Source organism: Hyphomicrobium sp. CS1BSMeth3 (genome assembly GCF_900117415.1).
GTDB lineage: Bacteria > Pseudomonadota > Alphaproteobacteria > Rhizobiales > Hyphomicrobiaceae.
In genome coordinates, this window is the sequence record NZ_FPEI01000006.1 from 1,227,286 (window position 1) to 1,248,082 (window position 20,797).

The following is a 20,797-nucleotide window of genomic DNA, read 5'->3' on the forward strand; positions in this document are numbered from 1 at the left end:
CGGCCGAAGCGGCAGCTTTGCAAGGACGAGCTGGCCCTATGCGCCAGTACGTGCGGGGCTTCGGCCTCTCAGCCCTCAATCGATGATGTGGTAGCCGCCATCAATGTACAGCGTATCGCCCGTGATCAGCTTCGCCGCATCCGTAGCCAGGAAGGCGACCGCGACACCGACATCGTCGATCGAAACGAGGCTTCGCGTCGGAGCCTTGGATTCCGCCTTGCTCAGCAGGGCATCGAAATCGGAAATACCGGATGCCGCGCGCGTCTTGAGCGGACCCGGCGAAATGGCATGCACTCTGATCTTCTTCGGCCCCAGCTCGGCGGCCATATAGCGCGTTGCCGACTCCAGTGCTGCCTTCACAGGCCCCATCATGTTGTAGTGCTCGACGACCATCTGCGAGCCGTAATAGGTCATCGTGAATGCAACGCCGCCGTTCTTCATGAGCGGCTCCGCGAGCTTGGTCATGCGGATGAAAGACCAGCACGAGAGCTCCATCGCGAGAAGAAATCCCGCCTTGGAGCAATCGACGACCCGGCCTTGCAGATCATCCTTGGGTGCAAAGGCAATGGAGTGCAGGAGGATATCGAGCCGGCCCCACTTCTTCTCGATGTTCTCGAATACGGCTTCGAGCTGATTGCCCTGGCCCAAGTCCAGCGGCAGAAATATGGATGCGCCAAGCTCCTGCGCCAAGGGCTCCACGTAGGTGCGTGTCTTGTCGTTCAGATAGGTAATCGCTAGATCCGCTCCGAAGGTTTGGAAGGCCTTGGCACAGCCCCAGGCAATCGACTTGTCATTGGCGATGCCGGTGACGAGTGCCTTTTTCCCCTTCAGAAGCGTGAGAGACGAAAGGTCGATCATGCTCGCAACTCCCAAACGCTCTTCTCGACATTTTGCGTCACGACGCGCCATGTATGGCGCGCGATCATCAACTCCTCATCGGTTGGAATGACGTAACAACCGACCTTGGAGTCACGCGTAGATATGCGCAGCGCGCTCTGCTCGTTCGCATCGGGATCGAGCTCCACGCCGAGCCAATCCATCTGGCGGATGACCGCCTCGCGAATGCTCGGCGCGTGCTCGCCGATACCTGCCGTGAAGACGAAGCCGTCCAGGCCGCGCATTGCGGCAGCCAGCATCCCAGCGAAGAGAGAGATCCTGTAGGTGAAGTAGTCGAGCGCCATCTTCGCGCGAGGTTCTGTGCTGGCCAGCAGCTCACGCACGTCATTGCTCATGCCCGACAGCCCCAAGAGACCGCATTTCTTGTAGAGGAGGTCGACAAGCGCGCCGGACCCGAGATGCTTCTGATCGACGAGGTAGAGGATCACGCCCGCATCCAACTGTCCCGGCCGCGTGCCCATGGGCAGACCATCGAGCGCCGTAAAGCCCATGGTGCTTTCGACGCTGCGGCCGCCCATCATCGCGCACATGGAGGCCCCGCTGCCGAGATGTGCGACGATAACTCTCTTGCCCACGAGCTCCGGAGCGAGGCTCTCGAAGCTCTGGGCGATGTATTCGTAGGAAAGCCCGTGGAAGCCATAGCGCCGGATCCCTTCGACATAGAGATCCTCCGGTATGGCGTAGCGATCTGCGATTTCCGCGTGTCCCCGGTGGAAGGCCGTGTCGAAGCAGGCGACCTGCGGCAGATGCGGCTGCCTCTCGAGCAGCAGTCGAATTGGAGCGAGGTTGTTCGGTTGATGCAGGGGAGCCAGCGGAACGAGCCTCTCGAGCTGGCGCAGCACCGCCTCGTTCACGATGGTCGGTGCGCTGTAGTCTGGCCCGCCGTGTACGACGCGGTGACCGACGGCAATCGGCAGATCGCCGCTGCTGTACGCCCTCACAAACTTGACGACTTCGTCCAACGCATCTGAAACACCGTCGATCTCATCGGCTTCCCAAGTCTGGTCGATGAGCGTCTGATCGCCATCGGCGGCGAAAAGATGCGGCAGCGAGCCAATGCCGTCGAAGCCCCCCTTCATCAGCCGGCGGCACTCACCATCCCCGTCGACCGAGAAGAGCTGGAACTTGATGCTCGAGCTTCCAGCATTCACCACGAAGATCGCGTTGCTCATGGCTCAGCTCTGTATGGGCCGACCGGTTCTCTGGCTGTAAGCGAGAAGAGACGCCACTGCACAGGACGCGAGGCGCGTTCGAAGATTGTCGGCGCGTGACGTCAGAATGACCGGCACGCGTGCGCCGAGCACGATACCTGCAGCATCGGCATTGGAGAGGAAGGACAGATTCTTCGCGAGCATGTTGCCGGCTTCCAGATCCGGCACGACGAGGATCTGCGCCTTTCCGGCAACCGAGGACTTGATGCCCTTGATCCGCGCGGCTTCCTCGCTGATGGCATTGTCGAACGCGAGGGGACCATCCAGGTCGCCGCCCGTGATCTGCCCGCGATCCGCCATTTTGCACAGCGCCGCCGCTTCGATGGTCGAGGGGATAGCCACGCTCACAGTTTCAACGGCGGACAGTATGGCGACCTTGGGCGTGCCAAGGCCGAGCCCCACGAACAAGTCGATCGCGTTCTGCACGATGTCGCGCTTGGCCATCAGATCCGGCGCGATATTCACGGCCGCATCCGTGATGAACAGGGTCTGACTATGCGTGGGAACGTCCATGATGAAGACATGGCTCACGCGCCGCCCCGTCCGAAGACCATCCCGCTTCGTGACCTCGCCGAGGATCTCATCCGAATGGAGACTGCCCTTCATCAGCAGCTCGGCCTTGCCCTCGCGCACGAGCGCAACGGCCCTCTCCGCCGAAGCCTGGCTGTGCGACGCATCGACAATCTCGATGCCGCTGATGTCGAGATTGAGCTTCTCGGAGATGCCGCGGATCCTGCCGGCCGGGCCGACCAGGATCGGCATGATCAAGCCGGCCTGAAAAGCCTCGATGGTGCCGCTGAGAGAGCTTTCGTCGCACGGGTGCGCCACAGCCGTCCACAATGGCGGCTTGGTCTTGGCCACATCGATGAGGCGCTCGTACTTGGCGTGCTGGCGAGCATGAAGCTGCGTCGGTGACTTGAGTTGAGCTGTTGCCTTGGCCATCCTGATGTACTCACACGCTGGCCGCCATGAACGGTCCCTTCACCACTTGAGATTCATGGCGATGGTTCCTGGCACACCTCCCTCGAAGCTGATCACTTCCGCGGTCAGCTTGAACCCCAGGGGCTTGAGCTCCCTGGCGTAGAATTCGTATGCCTTCTTCGCGAAGCCTTCGAGGGAGTCGGGCCAGTCAGCATCGCTGTTGTTGATCCGCCGGCCGCGGTCATTGCAGTACTGGCATGGGAAAGTCAGAACCTCGATCTGATGCTGGCCCTGCCTCGCAGCGATGCTGATGGCATCGTTGATACGCTTGACGACATTGGGATGCAGCTCTCGCGACAAGAAGGCCTCGTGCAGCTCCTTCTTCATCTTCTCCTGCTTGAGCTTGTATTGCCGCTCCTCGTCCATCTTGGCGGATTCAGCTTCGGAGGTCATCTCCTTCAGATCGCGTGGGTTGAGGAAACCAGGCATGATACGCGTCCTCATTTGTGGTTGCTCGAAAGAGCACCGAACATCACACTAGTTCCTGTGGCCCGGCTCTTGCGGTCTCGACGTCATCGAGGATCTGCCGTGAGGCGGCTCGTCACCATTGTGTCGGGCTGGGCGCCGCCTGTCGTCGAGCCGTAGCAGCGGCTCGATCCCTGCCAATCTCTCTCGCGTGGTCGATTGCCCGACGACATTGACGATGCGACGTAGCCGACCGATCAGATCGGCGGCGAGCTCGGGGTCTTCCGCCAGCATCTCCGGTATCGTATCCAGGCACGTCCGCTCGTCGAGCTGAAGCATGAAGTACTGCTCGCGCACGAGCTTCTTGAAGTCGCTGAGCGACATGCCGCGCCCCGCTTCCTCGCGCACTTGCCGCAGAAGATTGAAGCCGCGCTCGTCCGCCACACCTTCAGGCATGCGCACGTAGAGGAGGGCCCGCGTGACCGCCTCGCGCGGGCCGCCGTCCGGAATGGCGCGCTTCAGCTCTTCGATACGCCGCGCAACGAGGGCACGGCGCGCGCCGTCCTCGCCCGCTTGCTCGCGGACCTGGCGATCGGACGCTTTGAGCCCGACAAGCGCCTGGAGCAGCGGCGCGCCATATATCGCGTAGAAGGTCGCCTCACACATGGCGTCGCGCCAGTCGCGATAGGCATCGAGGCCTTTTTCTATCTGCTCGGACATTTGCTCCTGCGCACGCCACATCGGATTGTCGGCGGGCACGACCCGGCGATAGTCCTCTGCCATATCCACGAGCGCCCCCATGGGCGGCAGGAGGGGGTTCTTGGCGGAGAACATCTCGTACTGCAGTCGCAAGGGATGGAGATTGCGTATCCAGCTTGCCACGCCGTCATTGGCGATGCTGCGAACCCAGGGCCGCATGAATGTTCGATAGAGGCCGAGATTGATGTCGGATACGCGCGCCGCCGCGGCAAAGCAGCGCTCGTCCTCCTCGCTGTTGCCCCCGAGCGCGCGGATGTCCTCCAAAGTTCGGCTTACGAAGCGGACCAGGTAGTCTCCCGCCACGAGGTCCGACGTGGGGTCGACATCGCTCTTGGGCGTCAGCACGGCTTCGTAGAGGCCAGGCGGCAGCACATCGATCAGATCGATATTGCTGGCGAACTCGTCGTGCTCCTTTTTCGCAACGGAGGCGGAGACGAAAATGCCGAGATGGCCGATGGTATCGTGCAGGGCGTAGACAATGGTTTGCCCGTCGGCACGGATCTCATCGACGCTCTTGTAGAGGTCGAGTATCCAGTCCAAGGCCTGCTGAGGTGGCGTGATGTTGTCCGCCTTGGAGCAGAAGATGACGATCGGCGATCTGATGTTGTGCAGATCGATGCGCGTTCCGTCGGAGGCCGCGATGCCACTGGATGAGAGCTTGTTGCCAACGAACAGCTCGTCGGCAATGAACTGCATCTCCTCCGCATTGAGCATGACGTGCCCGCCCCACCACTCCTCGAACTCGAGGTAGCGGGGACCCTCGGTATCGATCTTCGAATAGAGATTGTAGGTCTTCGTCCAGTATGTGTTCGACGGGTTCAGGTTCTCGAAGTTCGTCACCAGCCAGGCGCCGTCGAACTTGCCGTTGCCGAGATCGCCCATCAGCGCTGTGAGCCATGTGCCGCCGAGAAGGCCGCCCGTATAGCGCATGGGGTTCTTGCCATGAACGCCTGCCCAATAGGAGAGCGGCGAGCCCGCGATGATGATCGGGCCGAACAATTCCGGGCGCATGGCGGCCAGCATCATCACGGCCCACCCTGCCTGGCAGTTTCCGATCACTGCCGGCTTACCTTCAGCCTCGGGGTGGCGGGCGATCACATGCTCCAGGAATGTCGCTTCCGCGCGCGCAATATCCTCGATTGTCTGGCCTGCCACAGGATCGGGAAGGAAGCCGATGAAATAGCAGGGATGACCGGCCTTGATCGCGACGCCGATCTCGCTGTCGGCCTTGAACCCGCCAATACCAGGGCCGTGGCCGGCCCGCGGATCGACGATGACGAAGGGCCGCTTTCTCTGATCGAGGTAGAAGTCGCGAGGTGGCACAACGCGCGCCAGGACATAGTTCACCGGGCGTGCGAGTTGGCGCCCGTCCATGACGAGCTCGACCTCGAATTTCAAGACGTGCGGGGCGGCCTTTGCCGCATGAGTCGCGTAGCGCTCACCACGCTCCGCCATCACATTGAGAAAGAGAGCCGTGCGCTGAAAGGCGTCCGTCCAATAGTCCGTTACCGTGTCGAAGAACGGCCACGGGCGTGCGTGCTCTCGAAAATCGGCTGATGTGCGCTGGTTCATGGAGTGACACCGTTGCGCCTTCATTCGCCCAAGCAGTGCTCTAAGACATCAATCACAGTGCAGAGGGCAGGCTGTGAGGGATCCGACAGGCTCGCATTGTCTGAGTTAACGCTAACTACCGCGCTCCGCCGTTGCCATCCGGGTTTCTCCCGGTCTTCCCTTGGTGGGGTACTGACGTGAGCGGGCACGACAGCACCACGCGATCAACGCGCCGTCGGATGCGAGAGCTCTGACGATCAGCCGTCGTTATTGACGGCTGTGCTGTTGATGTCATCCCGACAGCACCAAGCGCCGAGCTGCCAGTTCCGCGAGGCCGCAGGGGCCTGGCGGACGCCCGCCGGCCTCTCCTCAATTGGCCTAGGCTAAAGTTTTTTGGACCTGTTCCCCCAGGAACAGCGGCGGCCTCTCCCCGATGACATATTGGCTCCATCGAAGGCGAGCTTCGAGACGCCAACAGGCGGCCACGTCACGGGAGACACTGCCATGACCCACAGCAGCAAGAATCCTGAGCTTCGGTCTTTGACCCACGAAGAAATTGACGCCGTCGCCGGCGCGCGCGTGAGGGCCGTCATCGTCTTCGGCGACTGCACGACCAACCCGCGCGATTTCACCGACTTCGGTGTGCCTGTGATCATCTTCAATCCCTGGATCACGCCCGGCACGCCCGAGCGCGCAGGCCAGGTCCCCCTCTAGTCCCGTTTCCACCAACTACCGCAGCACCTCACCACCACCTCAACCCACCCACCAAGGAGAACTACGATGCTTAAGGATCTCAACAAGGCCCCCCAGACTGCCGAGCTTCGCGAGCTGAGCCTCGATGAAATCGAAGCCACATCCGGCGCCGGCCTCATTTCATGGCTGAAGAGCATCTTCGGCGGCAACGATCCGAAGCCCGCCCGGGGCCCTCACAATCGTCCCGACGATCACCTCAAGTGAGAAGCCCCTGGCAGGCGGCGCGCGACCACTCCAAGGGTCCGCGCCGCCGGCCCCCTACCCTCTAAAGCAGCAGAATCGCAGTGGTACATACCCAGAACCGTTGACGCTGCGGCCTATGTTGTAGGAGCCTGGAGGCGGGGGACCGGGGCAATGCACGTATACTTGCGAGGCAGCTTTGAGCAGAAACTCCGGCTCGTATCCGGGCTGGTCCTGTTTGCCTTTGCCGCAACCCACTTCCTCAATCACGCGCTCGGACTGGTGAGCCTCGAACTCATGCACGACGCTCAGCATCTCCGCACGGCCATAACGAGATCGGCCGTTGGCACCTTGATCCTGGGCGCCGCGCTTGTCACCCACATCACGCTCGCCCTGCTGAAGACGGCGCGGCGGAAGACATGGCGTATGCCCCGTTGGGAGGCCGTGCAGATCCTGCTCGGGCTCGCCATCCCGTTCTTCCTGTTCCCGCACATCGTGAACACGCGCATTGCGCATCAGTTCTTCAGGGTCGAGGACAGCTACCTTTATGAGCTCGTACGCCTGTGGCCCGACAGTGCCGAATTTCAAGCGCTTCTGATGCTGACGGTCTGGGGGCACGGATGTCTCGGCCTGCACTACTGGCTGCGCCTGTCGGACCCCTATCGCCGGGTCGCGCCGGCACTTCTGGTCTTGGCCATCGCAATTCCCATCCTCGCCTTGGCGGGATTTGCCGTTGCCGGCCGCACGGCCGGTGACATCATGAGCGATCCCGAGGCTCTCGCGGCGCTCAAAACCCGATCGAACTGGCCCAATGCCGAGGACAGTGCCGTCCTCGCCTGGCTGCGCGTCACCGTGCGCATGATCTTCTATGCGATCGTGGCCGGAGTCATCGGGCTCGCCATATCACGTCAGCTCTCGCGCAAGATCTTGAGCAAGCCCGTTCGCGTCAGCTTCATCGATGGCCCGACCATCGAGGCCGCGCCGGGCAAGACCCTGCTCGAGCTCAGCCGTGCTGCGGGCATCCCGCATGCCTCGGTCTGCGGCGGCCGCGGGCGCTGCTCCACGTGCCGCGTGCGCATCGAGAAGGGCCAGGATCGCCTGCCACCACCGACCGGCGCGGAAGCTGTCACGCTCGCCTCCATCAGCGCGCCGAGCAACATCAGATTGGCCTGTCAGATTCGACCCTCAGCGGATCTGTCGGTCGCCATTGTCAGCCGCCCGGCAGTCCCAGGGCCGCCCCAGGAAAGCTTCTTCGACTTCAAGGAAGTTGTCGCCGCGCACGTGCGCGGCGTCACCGGTGAGCATCTCGTCGATATGTCGTCGCATGATCCAGTCGCCATTGAGAAGTGGTTGAAGGACAGCGGACAAGAGGCCGGCCCGGTGCAGGATCTTTCGGCTGCAGGATTTTCTCTCGAAGGCGCGCGCGTCGAGTACCTCGCCGATCAGCCGAAGGCAGCGATCATCTTCCGGCGAAGCGGGCGCCCCGTCACGCTCTTCCAATCCGCGCTCGATGACGCGTCGCCGCTCGCCATGCGCGGTCAGCACAATGGCTACCACGTGCGCACATTGAGCGTTGGTCGCGTCTCCTACGTGCTGGTCTCCGATCTGGCTGCAAGGGAGCTCGATCTCATGGAGGAAGCCTTGCAGCCTGAAGAACCCGAGCTGAAAGCAGACGCGCGAGCGGCGATACAATGAATTTCTCACGCACATCATACTCAGACCTGCTGACCTGCATGAGGTCCACATGAGCGAGCTATTCCGAAGAGAAGCTGTCGCGCACGCAACGCGGCGCCTGGACGGGCAGGTCGTTCTGGCGACGCCACTGTCGGTGCGCACGCTGGGCCTGCTGCTCACGGCAATCGTTTTCGCTGCAGCAACATTCGCCGCCCTCGGCACGTATTCGCGGAAGGCGACGGTTGCCGGCTATCTCATCCCTGATCAAGGCATGATCCGCGCGGCAGCTCCCGCGTCGGCCACGCTCCAGAGCCTCATTGTCAAGGAAGGCGACGTCGTCTCGGCCGGGGATCGCATTGCAGTCCTCAGCATGTCGACCGAGACGGCCGCAGGCAATGTCGGCGACGTGATCTCGCAGGGACTGACCTCGGAGACGCTCGCCGCGCGTACAAAAGCCGAGTCGCGCCTCGCTCAGCTCGAAGTGGAGCGCGAGCAGGCGAACATCCGCCTGTCCAAGAGCGAAGCCGAGCACAAGCAGATCACGATCCAGGTCGGACTTCAGGAGCAGCGTCTCGAGATTGCGCGCGGCGAATACGCGCGCGGCGTAGAGATCGCCAACAAGGGCTTTCTCGCGCGCCGCGAGGTCGATGCCCGGCGTCTCGCCGTTCTCTCGGCGGAGCAGGAGCTCGCGTCACACCATCGCCAGCTCGCCAGCATCGAAAGCGCGATCGCGGAGATCAAGGGACGCCTCGCCTCGATCCCGCTCGAGATCAATGCCGCGCGCTCGGAGGCATCGAGCGCTCAGGCGAGCCTTCAGCAGCGCCGCGCCGAAGCCGAGGCGCGACGCCTCCAGTTTGTCACCGCGCCGGTGAGCGGCCGCGTTGCCGCGCTGCCGGTGACAACGGGTCAGCCCATTGCTGCCGGCGGAACGATCGCGGTGGTCGTTCCCGTCGGCGGCAAGCTCGAAGCCGAGCTGCTGGCGCCATCCCGCGCCATCGGCTTCATTCAGCCCGGGCAGGATGTCGAGATCAGCCTCCAGGCCTTTCCCTATCAGCGCTTCGGTACCATTCGCGGCACCATACGCACGGTCTCGAGCACCGTGATCAGTCCTGCGGAGATCGGCTTTCAAGGCTTGCGTGTCGATGAGCCCGTCTTCCGCATTCGCGTGTCGCTCATGCGTGAGAGCATGATGGCTTACGGGCAGGCCATTCCTTTGCAGCCGGGAATGCTTGCCTCGGCGGAGATTGTGTTCGATCGGCGCAGTCTGCTGCGCTGGCTGTTTGATCCGATTTATGCCGTGGGGCTGAGGTCATGAGCATTCTGGACGAACTGCACTTCGGCGGTCGTCGCCTGCCGGTTATCACGGCCTCCGAAGCTGCCGAGTGTGGCCTTGCGTGCATCGCCATGATCTCCCGCTACCACGGCCACGATGTGGACCTGAACGGCCTGCGCCAACGCTATGCCCTCTCGCTCGCCGGCGCGTCGCTCAAGAGCCTGATGGAGATCACGGACAAGCTCGGCTTCTCGACGCGCGCGCTTCGCGTCGAGCTCGGCGCGCTCGACAAAGTCCGCCTTCCAGCCATCGTGCATTGGGACCTCAACCACTTCGTCGTTCTGAAGAGCGTCGGCCGCCGCAAGCTCGTCGTGCACGATCCGGCGCTCGGCGTGCGCGTGTTCAGCCCTGAGGAGTTCTCGAAGCACTTCACGGGCGTCGTGCTGGAGCTCGCACGGGCCGAGACATTCGAGCCGGTCTCGGCGCGGATGCCGATGAAGCTCTCCATGCTGTGGTCGAGAATGACGGGTTGGTGGCCCGCCCTCGCCCAGGTCCTCGTCCTGTCGGTCGCGTTGCAGATCGTCACGTTCGTCGCGCCCCTGCAGATGCAGCTTGTCGTCGATGAGGCGCTCGCCAGTGTGGACCGCGACCTTCTTACGGTGATTGCGCTCGGCTTTGGTGCGCTCGTCATCATTCAGGCGGCTATCGAAGCGCTCCGCTCGTGGGCGCTCAGGGTCTTCGGCCATCTCCTGAGCTTCCAGATCTCCGGCAATCTCGTGCGCCATCTGCTGCGTCTGCCGAGCGACTATTTCGAGAAACGACATGCCGGCGACATCATCTCGCGCCTCGGCTCGACCAAACCCATCCAGGATGCCATTACGCAGGGTGTTGTCGGCACCGTCATCGACGGCATCATGGCCTGCGTCGCCGCGGTCATCCTGTTCTTCTATTCGACGACGCTGGCAATGATCGTCATCGCCGCCGTGCTGATCAACATGGCGCTGAACCTCGCCCTATTCCCGCGCATGAAGCAGCGCATGGAGGAAGAGATTCTCGCCGAAGCGAAGGAACAGACGCACCTCATGGAGAGCGTGCGGGCTGCGACGACACTCAAGCTTCTCGGGCGGGAGGCCGTACGCGAGAGCGGATGGCGCAACCTGCACGCCGACTCCACGAATGCCAGCATTGCCGTCGGCAAGCTCACCATCTCACAGTCCCTCATTCAGAGCATCGTGACGGGCCTGCAGACGGTCATCGTCATCTATGTCGCCGGCCGCCTCATCCTCGACGGTCAGGGCTTCTCGGTCGGAATGCTGTTCTCGTTCCTCTCGTACCGGCAGACGTTCACGGACCGCGCCAATGCGCTCGTCAATCAGCTCATGCAGTTTCGCTTTCTGCGTCTGCATCTCGACCGCCTCGCCGATATCGTGACGACGCCGACGGAACTCTCTGGCGCCTCGTCCGAGCCTGCGGAGGTGAGAGGACACGTGCGCCTCAAAGACGTGTCCTTCCGCTATGGCGCAACGGATCCGCTGGTGCTCGAGGACATCAACCTCGAGATCTCGCCTGGTGACTATGTCGCCATTCACGGCGCATCCGGCGGCGGCAAGAGCACGCTTCTGAAACTCCTTCTCGGTCTCAACCAGCCCTCCGATGGGATGATCGAGCTCGACGGGCAGCGCGCGACGGCGGAGCGGTGGCGCGCCTGGCGCGAGAAGGTGGGCGTCGTCGCCCAGGACGATCGGCTTCTGTCCGGCACGCTCGCAGACAACATCGGCGGGTTCGATCCCGATCTCGACATGCAGCGGGTCGTCGCTGCTGCCGTGGCCGCGCAAGTGCACAATGATATTGTTCGCATGCCCATGCAGTATCTGACGCTCGTCGGCGATATGGGCTCGACGCTCTCCGGCGGCCAGCGCCAGCGTGTCCTGCTCGCGCGCGCGCTCTATCGCCAGCCGAAGATCCTCATTCTCGACGAGGGCACCGCCAATCTCGACGAGCAGAATGAGGAGCTGATCGCGGATCTCATCGACCAGATGCCGATCACGCGCATTGTCGTGGCGCACCGGCCTGCACTTCTGCGACGGGCGAAGCGCGTTTACGAGGTCGGCGGGCGTCGGCTCAAGGAAGTCCAGTATGGATCAGGACATAGCCCGCTCGCGGCAGCCGTCGCGGCCCCGTAGCTCCTTCACTCTCATCGGACACCGAGGCAATAAGCAGCGAGCAACAACGACTGCGCCTCGGTATTTTTGCGAAGCTCGTACTCGGCAGCCGGCCCGCAAACGACTTCGCTTGATGTAGCTCGTGGCAAGGGCGCTCATGCGCGCGCGCAATCCAAGGGCCTACAGCGCGCGCGCCCTAAACCGACCTGCCTCGTCGCGCCTACCGCCACACTCGGCACGAACGCGGTCGGGACCAAGTGGGAGATGATCGCAAGTGTTCTTGCGGAGGCCGTCTCCATAAAAAAAGGGGCGGACCAGCAATGGCCCGCCCCTCGCAACTGAGCTCGGAATGATCTCAGATCATCCGGCGCTCTGGACTAGAAGGATCGAGCCACGGGTTGTAGACAGGCCCTGGCCCGCGGATGATCCTGATGCAGCCTTCGTTGGTGAAGGGATTGAGTGCCACGCCGCCCGTCACCGTATCAAGCTCGGAGGCGGAGAGTGATCGAACACCATCCTTGGCTGTTCGGCGGCTGTTGTTCGTGAGATTGCTCATCTGTGTTCTCCCAAATGTGTTGAAGTTTCGAAGAGCGATCAGGTCCGCGGGCGTCCCTGAGCCGTATCCAAGATCTGCTGCCAGGTGATGCCGCTACCACCTCCCCTGCTCGGAGCGGTAGCCACGGCAGCAACGACACCAAGCACCGTCCCAATACCCATCGCGATCAGAAGAGGGCCGAGCGCTCCCGAGACCTCTTCCACTTCCGCTGCGCCAAGTGAGCGAATATCTGCGCCGAAGCTGTCATTGCCCGACGCGTCGGCAATCCCGTCTTCATTGCGAAGGCGGATATGCTCGCCCATGGCCGTCTGCTCGTTCGTATTGGTCATCTCAATCTCCAGAGTTGTGTTCTGTGCCCTTTGCACGATCGGAGCATCTCGCAACAACGTCCGGCGCGCTGTCGCCTAGGGCACGAGGCGAGAGAATCTTGCGGCTGCTTGTTGGAGGCGGTCGGACGGCAGCCAAAGCCCATGCCCGCACGTGCGATGGAGCTCCGCGCAGATGCTGCTTCCGCCTGGGAACGTCCACTTCAACTTCGCGGCGTGCCCTGAGGGACAGCGCACACGAAGCGCAAACGACATTGTGGACGCGTGGCCGATTGGTCGGACACGCACTGAAACTCACACCCGAAAGGAAATGACTATGAACACGAAGGACACGATTGGTACGCAGTCGCAGCCCCAGGAGCTCTCCGCGTCGGAGATCCAGCAGGTTTCCGGCGGCATTGCCTGGTTCCCGATCATCATGGCGGTCGCGCGCTTCGCCTTCTCGCAAGCCAAGCATTAGTTCATCGAGCAGGCCAGTCATGGCCTGCTCGAATACCTTTCAGACAATGAGTTCGAGATCGCCCAAGCCGGCGATGGATGGGCGAAGAGAAAGATCAACCAGAATTCAGTTGGAGAACTTGCATGCAGACGAACGATCAATCGCGACGCCAGAAGGCCGAGGCGTGTCGCACGCTCTCCGCGATGGAGGTCGCCAGCGTTAGCGGTGGGGTGGTGATGATACCGACGGCTCTTCTCTATCCGATCTACATCGCCGGCAGCCGCAGGACGCAGAAATAGCGCGCCCGCCAGTCCAGGAGGCAATCCATCAAGCGGCGGGGCGGCATCAGGCTGCGCCGCCGCTTCGTCTGTTGCCCTCAGAGAGAGGAGATTTGATTGCCCAGCCGCCACTGGCTTGGAGACATCGCAAAACGGGCCCGAAATGCCTTATTGAAGTGAGACAGATCGTTGAAGCCCCAACGGTAGGCGATCGTCGAGATGCTATCGCCCTGCTTGAATGGGTCCTTCAAATCCTTGCCGCACGCTTCCAGACGGCACTCCAGAAGCCAGCGACCGAAGCTCTTCCCACTCTGCTGAAAGCGTAGCTGAAGCGTGCGCACGGAAATGCCGAGATGCGAGGCCACGAGCGACGGGGAAAGCTCGGGATTATGCAAATGCTGCCGGCAGAAAGTGAGAATTGACTGCATCATCAGTTCCGGAGCGAGGCTGTTCGGCCTGACTTCCCGCGCACTCGCCAGAGTCAAAAGATTGCAGAGGTTCTCGACCATCAGGACGGCTTCGCTCGTGCTGAGATCGTCATCGCCTCCCGTGAGATGAAGCAAGTGCCGCCGCGCGAGATCGCTGTAAGGCCCCGAGAGCGTGAGCTTGCGGCAAGATCGGGCGTCCTTCATCCAGGGCGCGCGCTGGCTGAGCATTTCGCGCGGAACTATCGCCAGGATGCGATGGACCGAGTCGGGAAAGCCCACACGGAACGGCCGTTCGCTGTCGACAATGGCGATCTCCCCGGGTTCAAGGCAGAAGCTCTCCTCTCCCTGAGTGATATTGCTGCGACCCCGGATCTGGAGGCTGACCAGGTAGCTGGCTTCAGGCGCTGCCGCGACGTGGCAATTGTTGCGTACGATCCCGTGAGAGGTGGACTCGAATGAAGCCAACCGCAAGTTGCCGAAAGTTCTGCTGGCAATGCTCGCCGAGAAGCCGTTCGCCGGATGCTCGGTCGACACGCTGAGCACTGTCTGACACACCACCTCTCGCCAGTACGAGAAACGCTCCCGCGACTGCACAGTAGCCGTCGACCAAGTGGCCATGCCGCTCTCTCGGGCTCGTTTGCCCGCTCCCGATCATCAATTGCGCTCTTGACCAATTCGGCTTGCGCTCCTGGCCAAGACAATATTGTTGCGCCCTTGTTATGCGGGCGCCTCGCAGTGGCTGGATGCTCCGTAGGGAACGCTCCTCGCAAGAATGAGCGGCCGTATCGGGCAAATTCGAACGGGAATCAACTCCGCAATACAGGTTTGATGCCTGTTTGCATTGATCCGGTGCCTGAAGGAGAGTGCGCGTGCACGACCAAGAAGCCCTTTCCAACTTAGTCGGCAAAATCTACGACGCCTCGCTGGACCCCGCTCTTTGGGCCGAAACGCTTGAGGAAACAAAGCATTTCGTAAGGGGAATGGCCGCGGCTGTATTCTGCAAAGATCCCAAAAGCAAGACTGGCGGCATTTACTATGACGACGGTGGCATCTCGCCCCATTTCAAGAGGATTTACTTCGAGAAGTATATCAAATTGGACCCCATGTCGGCCGGACACTACTTCGCGAAGATCGAGGAGCCGATCAGCACGGCGGACCTTATCGAGTACGATGAATTCGTCGAGACGCGGTTCTATCAGGAGTGGGCCCGTCCACAGGGCGTCGTGGACTTCGTAAGTGCATCACTCGACAAATCCTCGACCACCACGTCGATGTTTGGTGTGTTCCGCCATGAGCGGGATGGCCTGGTTGACGACGCCACGCGCCAGCGCATGCGCCTCATCGTTCCTCATATCCGGCGCGCGCTACTCGTCAGCCGGACAATAGAAATGCGAACCGCCGAGGCCGCTACGCTGGCAACCGCGCTCGACGGACTGAACGCAGGCCTCTTTCTCGTCGATGATAGCGCTCGCGTCGTCCATGCCAATGCCAGCGCCCGATCGATGCTGGCTGATGGCACGGTTCTGCGTGCGCGTGGCGGCAAGCTCGTTGCGCGAGAAGCCCGCGCGCAGCAGGCTCTCAGCGAGGTGTTCGCCGCATCGGGGCAAGGTGATGCCGCTGTCGGCCTGAAGGGAATTGCCGTCCCCATGAGTGCCACGAGCGGCGATCAGTACGTCGCGCACGTGCTTCCTCTCACTGGGGGCGCACGACGTCGCGCGGGCGGCTCCCATGCGGCGGCGGCTGCCATGTTCTTGCACAGCGTGTCGGCGGAAGCACCGGCGCCGGCGGAGGCCATCGCCAAGGCCTTCAGCCTCACGCCAGGCGAGCTTCGTGTCCTTCTGACGATCGTGCAGGTGAGCGGAGTGGCGGAAGCGGCAGAAGCCCTGGGGATCGGGGAAGCGACGGTCAAGACACATCTTCACCGCCTGTTTCAGAAGACGGGCGCCGGGCGACAGGCAGAGCTCGTCAGGCTTGTCGAGCGCTTCAGCAGTCCTCTGGCCGCAGTCTAACTCTCGATAGCCCTCTCCCGTTCATATGCCGATCAGATAGTGCCTCCTGCGTCTGCGATATCGTTCAGCGTCGCGATATCGCAGACGATAGTCGAGCCGGAGCGACGAATGGCTCCGAGATCCTCGAGCAGCATCAGGGCGCGGTTGACCTTCGATCGGCTGGCACCGACGAGGAGCGCGAGCTCGCTCTGCGACATTCCGAGATCGAGGGGCACGCTGTTGGTGTTGTGTCGCGACCCGGTGGTTCGGATCGTCGAAAGCAGCAGGCGACTGAGACGCACTTCAATGCGATGGAGGGCGATCGCCTCGAATCTTTCATCCGTATCTCGCAGGCGCGAGCACAGGAACAGTATTGTCGCCCTCGCGACCTTCGGATTTGATGCCACGATCTCCAGAAATGAGCTCTGCGAAAGGGCCATCGCTTCAACGCGTGTAATCGCCGTAGCCGTCGCGGTTCGCTCACGGCCATCGAGTGCTGCTATCTCGCCAAAAATGCCTCCTGGGATGGCGTGCACGAGTGAAAGTTCGCGGCCGTCGCTTGTCAGTATGGACAAGCGAACGCGCCCTTTGATGACGAGGTATGTGCTCCGCCCGGTCTCTCCGCGCTCGAATATCGTCTGATTGGCGTCGAATTGGACTGGCCGCATGCGAGCTGCAATTGCCTCTCGATCGGCCTGATCAAGAGAGGAGAACAGGGGGGGCGCGCCAAGAAGGTCGGTAAGCAATCGCGTCATGGACTTCGTGATCTGCCGTTCGTGATTGTGAAGGCGCTGCGTCGGCTTTGCGCGAGCGCCGCGCGAGCACGTTCTGGCAGACATTTCGTGCGCGCGCGTCAGCCGATCGGTTGAAGTCGCGAGATCGAGAACGTGTTACTGGCCCGCCAACGCATGTCGCTCGTCGGCATCCGCTCGGCCAAACGCCTGAGCGGTCGACGCCGGCAAGCTGACACCAAATGTTGGAGCGCAACATGATTACCCGAGCCCCACTGATGATGAAATTCTCCGCCGTGCTCGCGCTGGGCGCGGCAATTCTCCTTCCCATTCACTCAGCGGATGCGCGCAAAGGCGGCGGAGACCGTCCGGCAGCCGCAAGCTCGAAGTTCAGCACGTCGGCTCAGCGCAGCGGCAGTCCCGCACTGGTCGCAAAGCGCAGCCCGAGCACCTCCTATCGCGTGACACGTGATCATCGAGGTGAGGCGCCAAAGCGTCAGGCGCCGAATCGGGGTGTCAGGCCGTGCCGCCAAGGCGGCCAGGTGGGCGGGTCTTGCGATCGGTATAATCGACCTCTGCCGGTGCGTGATCACCGCGGCAAATAGTTGAGCGCATCGGCGCACTTCGCCGCGATGTCAGCGATGTGCGCCTTCTTGAGCGCTTGGCCCGGAAGAGCGGCGCTCAAGCTGAGGGCGACTACGACGGGTTGTGCTCGTGCAGGGTGAGCGTGCGCGTCGCCGGGGCGCCATGCTCGTAGCCACGCGCGAGGATCTCGCCAGTCGCCGCGTTGGCCATCAGCGCGAGCCGGGTGTCGGCATTGAGAATGGGCCAGCGGACCCACTCAAAGTCCGGCTCACAGGCGGCCGATGCAGTACGGATCGCCACGAGACGGCTTTCATTCTCGAATGCCTTGTGATGGCGCACCGCAGGAAGCGTGGCCCGCCATTCATTGACGGCGAAAGCGTCCTTGAGTGTGATGTGCGCCTCCGGCAGACGCTCGATCGTCGCGGTCTGCTCGGGGCGGAGCCCCGCGAGCGTAAAGATGACCGGGGTGGTGATGGGCGTCGATTGCAGCATGGCGAGCGCCGCCTCGAAGTCGGGGGCCGTCTCGAATACACGGCGCAGAAGGTGGGCAGGCTGGAGATTCTTCGAATTCCAGATGGTGGCGCGCGTAATCAGGCGGTCAAGGGCTTCGACACCCAGGCGCCTGGGAAGGGTCGGCTGATTGATGGCAGCGGCAAATCTTCCCGGGGCTACGGCCTGGATGACGCCTGTGAAGGCGGGCCACGTGAAGGATATCCACGTACCGAGCGGGTTGGCGATCCGCGCCGCCACGACGTAGCGCCCGATGCCGCTCACTTCCCAATCCAGCGTCCGTTGCAGCAAGGCCGATTTGCCGTCCGCCGAGGCGCGCGCGGCTGTCGTGCAGCCCCATTCGTATGACGTATTCAGATAGTAGATGCCGGGGCGTCTTGCCCCCTTCGCCAGCACCTCGATCTCGGAGAGATAGGGCGAGCCATTGCGCCTCAACCAGTGACGGGAGATCGCGTCGGCGATGCGCAGCGTGCGCTGGGAGACATGGCTCGTTGCCGCGGTAAGGAGCGCGTAGGCGCGACCGCCAACCTGGCTTGCGACCTCGATTGGAAAATCCGGGCCGACGTCGCAGACGAGAATATTGGGCAAACGCTTCATGATCTCAGGATCGAGTAGCAAGTATTCGGTTGGCTGGCCACGCATTTCGACTTTGCCGGCATCGCAGCGCGCATTGGTCGACGCGCCCATGCTGGCGAGAGCCCGTGCTCATTCTATGGCCGATCCCGCAGCGATCATCCTGTGTCGTCAACGACCCGTATGGGAGGGATCGGTTTCGCCAGGATGACAGCAGGGGCGGCAGCTCTATTTGCGTTCCTGCGCGCGGCGCAGGGCGGCCGCAAGCGCGCTCTCGGCCGGAGCGGCCTGCGGCGAGGGGGCGCTGTTGCGAGCACCCGAGGCCGGCGCTGATGTGCGCGCGTTACCGCCGCTCGGGGCTGCCGTGCGGTCGATCGGGCCTGACCGCATGGTGAGCGCGATGCGCTTGCGGCCGGCATCCACCTCCTTCACGCGCACCTTCACTACATCGCCGGCTTTAACCACCTCGCGCGGGTCCTTCACGAAGCGGTCCGCCAGCTCCGAGATGTGCACGAGGCCATCCTGGTGCACGCCGATGTCCACGAACGCACCGAAGGCCGCCACGTTCGTCACGACACCCTCGAGCTGCATGCCGGGCTCGAGGTCGGCGATCTTTTCCACACCGTCCGTGAAGGTGGCGGTCTTGAACTCGGGCCGCGGGTCGCGCCCGGGCTTCTCCAGCTCGGCGATGATGTCGGAGACCGTCGGAATGCCGAAGGTTTCGTCGGCGAACTGCGCGGGCTTGAGCGACTTCAGGAACGCGCGGTCGCCGATGATGGACTTGAGGGGGCGGCTGGTGGCCGCGGAGATTTTCTCCACCACCGGATAGGCCTCCGGGTGCACTGCCGAGCCGTCGAGCGGATTCTTGCCGTTCATGATGCGCAGGAAGCCGGCCGCCTGCTCGAAGGCCTTGGGTCCGAGTCGCGGCACCTTCTTCAGCGCCGTGCGCGTCTTGAAGGCGCCGTTCTCGTCGCGGAAGGCAACGATGTTGGAGGCGAGCGTCTGGTTGAGGCCCGACACACGGGCAAGCAGCGGGGCGGAGGCCGTGTTCACGTCCACGCCCACGGAGTTCACGCAATCCTCGACCACCGCATCCAGCGACTTGGCGAGACCGCCCTGGTCGACGTCGTGCTGGTACTGGCCAACGCCGATGGCTTTGGGCTCGATCTTCACCAGCTCCGCCAGCGGGTCCTGCAGGCGCCGCGCAATGGAGACGGCGCCGCGCAGCGACACATCGACATCCGGAAACTCCTTCGCCGCCAGTTCCGAGGCGGAATAGACGGACGCGCCGGCCTCCGAAACCATGACCTTGGTAAGCGTCAGGTGCGGTGTCTTGGCGATCAGCTCGGCAGCGAGCTTGTCGGTCTCGCGGCTTGCCGTGCCATTGCCGACACTGACCAGGTCCACCTTGTGCTTCATGCAAAGCGCCGCCAGCGTCGCCAGCGCGCCTCGCCAATCGCGCTTGGGCTCGTGCGGATAGATGGTGTCGGTATCGACCAGCTTGCCAGTGGCATCCACCACCGCAACCTTCACGCCCGTACGGAAGCCCGGATCGAGCCCCATGGTGACGCGCGGGCCAGCCGGCGCGGCCAGCAGCAGGTCTTTCAGGTTCTTGGAAAAGACGGAGATGGCCTCGGCATCAGCCCGCTCCTTGAGGCGCGTCAGCAGGTCGGCGCCGATGGATGCGGCCATGCGGCCCTTCCAGGCGAGGCGCGCCGTATCGGCAAGCCACCCGTCAGCGGGGCGCCCGCGCTCGGCGATGTTGAATGCGGTCATCACCTTCAGGATGGCCGGGTGGGGCCTGTCGGCTTGGTGCGGCACATCGATGTGGAGATCGAGAACACCTTCGTTGCGGCCGCGCAGCATGGCGAGCGCGCGGTGAGAGGGAATTTCCTTTATGCTCTGGGCGAAGTCGAAGTAGTCGGCGAACTTCGCACCTTCCTCCTTCTTGCCCTCCAGGACCTTGGAGGTGAGGATGCCCTCACTCCACTCCCACTCGCGCAATGTGCCGACGAGCTTCGGCTCCTCGGCCATGCGTTCGACGAGGATGTGCCGCGCACCGTCGAGCGCCGCCTTGGCGTCGGCAATACCCTTGTCCTCTGCGATAAACTTCGCGGCTTCCGCCTGCGGGTCGAGCGTTGGGTTGGCGAGCAGCGCATCGGCCAGAGGCTCGAGGCCCGCCTCGCGCGCAATCTGCGCCCTGGTGCGGCGCTTGGGCCGGTAGGGCGCATACAGGTCCTCCAGCGCGACCTTGGTCTCGGCGGCATTGACGGCGCGCGCAAGATCCGCCGTGAGCTTGCCCTGTTCCTCGATACTCTTGAGCACAGTGGCGCGGCGGTCTTCGAGCTCGCGCAGGTAACCGAGGCGCTCCTCCAGCTTCCTGAGCTGTGTATCGTCGAGGCTGCCTGTCTTCTCCTTGCGATAGCGCGCGATGAACGGCACGGTGGCGCCTTCGCCCAGCAGCTCCACGGCCGCGGCCACCTGGGCGACGCCGACGCCAAGCTCGGTCGCGATGCGCTGATTGATGCTGTTCATGA

19 protein-coding genes are annotated in these 20,797 nt (G+C 62.8%); 8 read left to right on the forward strand and 11 right to left on the reverse strand.

Features of this window, described 5'->3' with window-relative positions:
* Window positions 1-75 precede the first annotated feature (75 nt).
* The 5 genes from fabI to CS1BSM3_RS20835 are packed head-to-tail and all read right to left on the reverse strand — an operon-like array spanning window position 76 to window position 5,825.
* A complete protein-coding gene (fabI, locus tag CS1BSM3_RS20815) occupies window positions 76-858 on the reverse strand; it encodes an enoyl-ACP reductase FabI (RefSeq protein ID WP_072390374.1) in 783 nt (260 codons plus the stop codon).
* The gene (locus tag CS1BSM3_RS20820) at window positions 855-2,069 is read right to left on the reverse strand and encodes an acetate/propionate family kinase (RefSeq protein WP_072390377.1); all 1,215 of its coding nucleotides are present in this window, start codon (window positions 2,067-2,069) and stop codon (window positions 855-857) included. The genes fabI and CS1BSM3_RS20820 overlap by 4 nt, the downstream gene beginning before the upstream one ends.
* 3 nt (window positions 2,070-2,072) lie before the next feature.
* Window positions 2,073-3,050 (reverse strand): phosphate acetyltransferase, encoded by a 978-nt coding sequence (locus tag CS1BSM3_RS20825; protein ID WP_072390380.1) that lies wholly within the window; start codon window positions 3,048-3,050, stop codon window positions 2,073-2,075.
* 39 nt (window positions 3,051-3,089) lie between these two features.
* On the reverse strand, window positions 3,090-3,518 hold the full coding sequence (locus CS1BSM3_RS20830; protein WP_072394195.1) for a hypothetical protein: 429 nt from the start codon (window positions 3,516-3,518) through the stop codon (window positions 3,090-3,092).
* Window positions 3,519-3,566: 48 nt separating this feature from the next.
* The gene (locus tag CS1BSM3_RS20835) at window positions 3,567-5,825 is read right to left on the reverse strand and encodes a DUF3141 domain-containing protein (RefSeq protein ID WP_072390382.1); all 2,259 of its coding nucleotides are present in this window, start codon (window positions 5,823-5,825) and stop codon (window positions 3,567-3,569) included.
* Between the two features lie 483 nt (window positions 5,826-6,308).
* Between CS1BSM3_RS20835 and CS1BSM3_RS20840 the strand changes: the two genes are divergently transcribed.
* The 5 genes from CS1BSM3_RS20840 to CS1BSM3_RS20855 all read left to right on the forward strand — a co-directional run bounded on the left by CS1BSM3_RS20840 (window position 6,309) and on the right by CS1BSM3_RS20855 (window position 11,867).
* On the forward strand, window positions 6,309-6,518 hold the full coding sequence (locus CS1BSM3_RS20840; protein ID WP_072390383.1) for a hypothetical protein: 210 nt from the start codon (window positions 6,309-6,311) through the stop codon (window positions 6,516-6,518).
* 66 nt (window positions 6,519-6,584) lie between these two features.
* Window positions 6,585-6,761, forward strand: coding sequence for a hypothetical protein (locus CS1BSM3_RS28350; protein ID WP_174263743.1), 177 nt, complete (start codon window positions 6,585-6,587; stop codon window positions 6,759-6,761).
* 150 nt (window positions 6,762-6,911) lie between these two features.
* Complete coding sequence (locus CS1BSM3_RS20845) at window positions 6,912-8,432, forward strand: 2Fe-2S iron-sulfur cluster-binding protein (RefSeq protein WP_072390385.1); 1,521 nt, start codon at window positions 6,912-6,914, stop codon at window positions 8,430-8,432.
* A gap of 49 nt (window positions 8,433-8,481) precedes the next feature.
* Entirely contained in the window at window positions 8,482-9,726 is a 1,245-nt protein-coding gene (locus tag CS1BSM3_RS20850; RefSeq protein WP_072390387.1) for a putative HlyD family type I secretion protein, read from the forward strand.
* Window positions 9,723-11,867, forward strand: coding sequence for a peptidase domain-containing ABC transporter (locus CS1BSM3_RS20855; protein ID WP_072390389.1), 2,145 nt, complete (start codon window positions 9,723-9,725; stop codon window positions 11,865-11,867). The genes CS1BSM3_RS20850 and CS1BSM3_RS20855 overlap by 4 nt, the downstream gene beginning before the upstream one ends.
* Window positions 11,868-12,201: 334 nt before the next feature.
* On the opposite strand, the gene CS1BSM3_RS20860 is transcribed toward CS1BSM3_RS20855, so the two are convergent.
* Both CS1BSM3_RS20860 and CS1BSM3_RS20865 read right to left on the reverse strand, forming a co-directional pair.
* On the reverse strand, window positions 12,202-12,402 hold the full coding sequence (locus tag CS1BSM3_RS20860) for a hypothetical protein (RefSeq protein ID WP_072390391.1): 201 nt from the start codon (window positions 12,400-12,402) through the stop codon (window positions 12,202-12,204).
* A gap of 38 nt (window positions 12,403-12,440) precedes the next feature.
* Window positions 12,441-12,731, reverse strand: a complete 291-nt coding sequence (locus tag CS1BSM3_RS20865; protein ID WP_072390393.1) for a hypothetical protein — start codon at window positions 12,729-12,731, stop codon at window positions 12,441-12,443.
* A 313-nt stretch (window positions 12,732-13,044) separates the two neighbouring features.
* Here CS1BSM3_RS20865 and CS1BSM3_RS28355 point away from each other — a divergent pair, with 313 nt between their 5' ends.
* Both CS1BSM3_RS28355 and CS1BSM3_RS28360 read left to right on the forward strand, forming a co-directional pair.
* Complete coding sequence (locus tag CS1BSM3_RS28355) at window positions 13,045-13,188, forward strand: hypothetical protein (protein WP_174263744.1); 144 nt, start codon at window positions 13,045-13,047, stop codon at window positions 13,186-13,188.
* A 122-nt stretch (window positions 13,189-13,310) separates the two neighbouring features.
* Window positions 13,311-13,466, forward strand: a complete 156-nt coding sequence (locus CS1BSM3_RS28360; protein WP_174263745.1) for a hypothetical protein — start codon at window positions 13,311-13,313, stop codon at window positions 13,464-13,466.
* 77 nt (window positions 13,467-13,543) lie between these two features.
* Here the strand turns inward: CS1BSM3_RS28360 and CS1BSM3_RS20870 are convergent, their stop codons facing one another.
* On the reverse strand, window positions 13,544-14,491 hold the full coding sequence (locus tag CS1BSM3_RS20870; RefSeq protein ID WP_072390395.1) for a helix-turn-helix domain-containing protein: 948 nt from the start codon (window positions 14,489-14,491) through the stop codon (window positions 13,544-13,546).
* A 362-nt stretch (window positions 14,492-14,853) separates the two neighbouring features.
* Between CS1BSM3_RS20870 and CS1BSM3_RS20875 the strand changes: the two genes are divergently transcribed.
* Window positions 14,854-15,882: a LuxR C-terminal-related transcriptional regulator gene (locus CS1BSM3_RS20875; protein WP_083528773.1), complete on the forward strand. Its 1,029-nt coding sequence runs from the start codon at window positions 14,854-14,856 to the stop codon at window positions 15,880-15,882.
* Between the two features lie 32 nt (window positions 15,883-15,914).
* On the opposite strand, the gene CS1BSM3_RS20880 is transcribed toward CS1BSM3_RS20875, so the two are convergent.
* From CS1BSM3_RS20880 to CS1BSM3_RS20890, 3 genes are all read right to left on the reverse strand, one after another.
* A complete protein-coding gene (locus CS1BSM3_RS20880) occupies window positions 15,915-16,529 on the reverse strand; it encodes a Crp/Fnr family transcriptional regulator (protein WP_244540577.1) in 615 nt (204 codons plus the stop codon).
* A 759-nt stretch (window positions 16,530-17,288) separates the two neighbouring features.
* The gene (locus CS1BSM3_RS20885; protein ID WP_083528774.1) at window positions 17,289-18,374 is read right to left on the reverse strand and encodes a C45 family peptidase; all 1,086 of its coding nucleotides are present in this window, start codon (window positions 18,372-18,374) and stop codon (window positions 17,289-17,291) included.
* A gap of 114 nt (window positions 18,375-18,488) precedes the next feature.
* Window positions 18,489-20,795: a Tex family protein gene (locus CS1BSM3_RS20890; protein ID WP_072390399.1), complete on the reverse strand. Its 2,307-nt coding sequence runs from the start codon at window positions 20,793-20,795 to the stop codon at window positions 18,489-18,491.
* Between the last annotated feature and the right edge of the window lie 2 nt (window positions 20,796-20,797).

What these genes read in the sequence shown, in the direction of transcription:
- fabI (WP_072390374.1), bottom strand. Translation starts at nt 858, where the DNA reads ATGATCGACCTTTCGTCTCTCACGCTTCTGAAGGGGAAAAAGGCACTC.
- CS1BSM3_RS20845 (WP_072390385.1), top strand. Translation starts at nt 6,912, where the DNA reads ATGCACGTATACTTGCGAGGCAGCTTTGAGCAGAAACTCCGGCTCGTA.
- CS1BSM3_RS20830 (WP_072394195.1), bottom strand. Translation starts at nt 3,518, where the DNA reads ATGCCTGGTTTCCTCAACCCACGCGATCTGAAGGAGATGACCTCCGAA.
- CS1BSM3_RS20835 (WP_072390382.1), bottom strand. Translation starts at nt 5,825, where the DNA reads ATGAACCAGCGCACATCAGCCGATTTTCGAGAGCACGCACGCCCGTGG.
- CS1BSM3_RS20825 (WP_072390380.1), bottom strand. Translation starts at nt 3,050, where the DNA reads ATGGCCAAGGCAACAGCTCAACTCAAGTCACCGACGCAGCTTCATGCT.
- CS1BSM3_RS20885 (WP_083528774.1), bottom strand. Translation starts at nt 18,374, where the DNA reads ATGGGCGCGTCGACCAATGCGCGCTGCGATGCCGGCAAAGTCGAAATG.
- CS1BSM3_RS20855 (WP_072390389.1), top strand. Translation starts at nt 9,723, where the DNA reads ATGAGCATTCTGGACGAACTGCACTTCGGCGGTCGTCGCCTGCCGGTT.
- CS1BSM3_RS20865 (WP_072390393.1), bottom strand. Translation starts at nt 12,731, where the DNA reads ATGACCAATACGAACGAGCAGACGGCCATGGGCGAGCATATCCGCCTT.
- CS1BSM3_RS20820 (WP_072390377.1), bottom strand. Translation starts at nt 2,069, where the DNA reads ATGAGCAACGCGATCTTCGTGGTGAATGCTGGAAGCTCGAGCATCAAG.
- CS1BSM3_RS28355 (WP_174263744.1), top strand. Translation starts at nt 13,045, where the DNA reads ATGAACACGAAGGACACGATTGGTACGCAGTCGCAGCCCCAGGAGCTC.
- CS1BSM3_RS28360 (WP_174263745.1), top strand. Translation starts at nt 13,311, where the DNA reads ATGCAGACGAACGATCAATCGCGACGCCAGAAGGCCGAGGCGTGTCGC.
- CS1BSM3_RS20870 (WP_072390395.1), bottom strand. Translation starts at nt 14,491, where the DNA reads ATGGCCACTTGGTCGACGGCTACTGTGCAGTCGCGGGAGCGTTTCTCG.
- CS1BSM3_RS20875 (WP_083528773.1), top strand. Translation starts at nt 14,854, where the DNA reads ATGGCCGCGGCTGTATTCTGCAAAGATCCCAAAAGCAAGACTGGCGGC.
- CS1BSM3_RS28350 (WP_174263743.1), top strand. Translation starts at nt 6,585, where the DNA reads ATGCTTAAGGATCTCAACAAGGCCCCCCAGACTGCCGAGCTTCGCGAG.
- CS1BSM3_RS20890 (WP_072390399.1), bottom strand. Translation starts at nt 20,795, where the DNA reads ATGAACAGCATCAATCAGCGCATCGCGACCGAGCTTGGCGTCGGCGTC.
- CS1BSM3_RS20840 (WP_072390383.1), top strand. Translation starts at nt 6,309, where the DNA reads ATGACCCACAGCAGCAAGAATCCTGAGCTTCGGTCTTTGACCCACGAA.
- CS1BSM3_RS20850 (WP_072390387.1), top strand. Translation starts at nt 8,482, where the DNA reads ATGAGCGAGCTATTCCGAAGAGAAGCTGTCGCGCACGCAACGCGGCGC.
- CS1BSM3_RS20860 (WP_072390391.1), bottom strand. Translation starts at nt 12,402, where the DNA reads ATGAGCAATCTCACGAACAACAGCCGCCGAACAGCCAAGGATGGTGTT.
- CS1BSM3_RS20880 (WP_244540577.1), bottom strand. Translation starts at nt 16,529, where the DNA reads ATGCGGCCAGTCCAATTCGACGCCAATCAGACGATATTCGAGCGCGGA.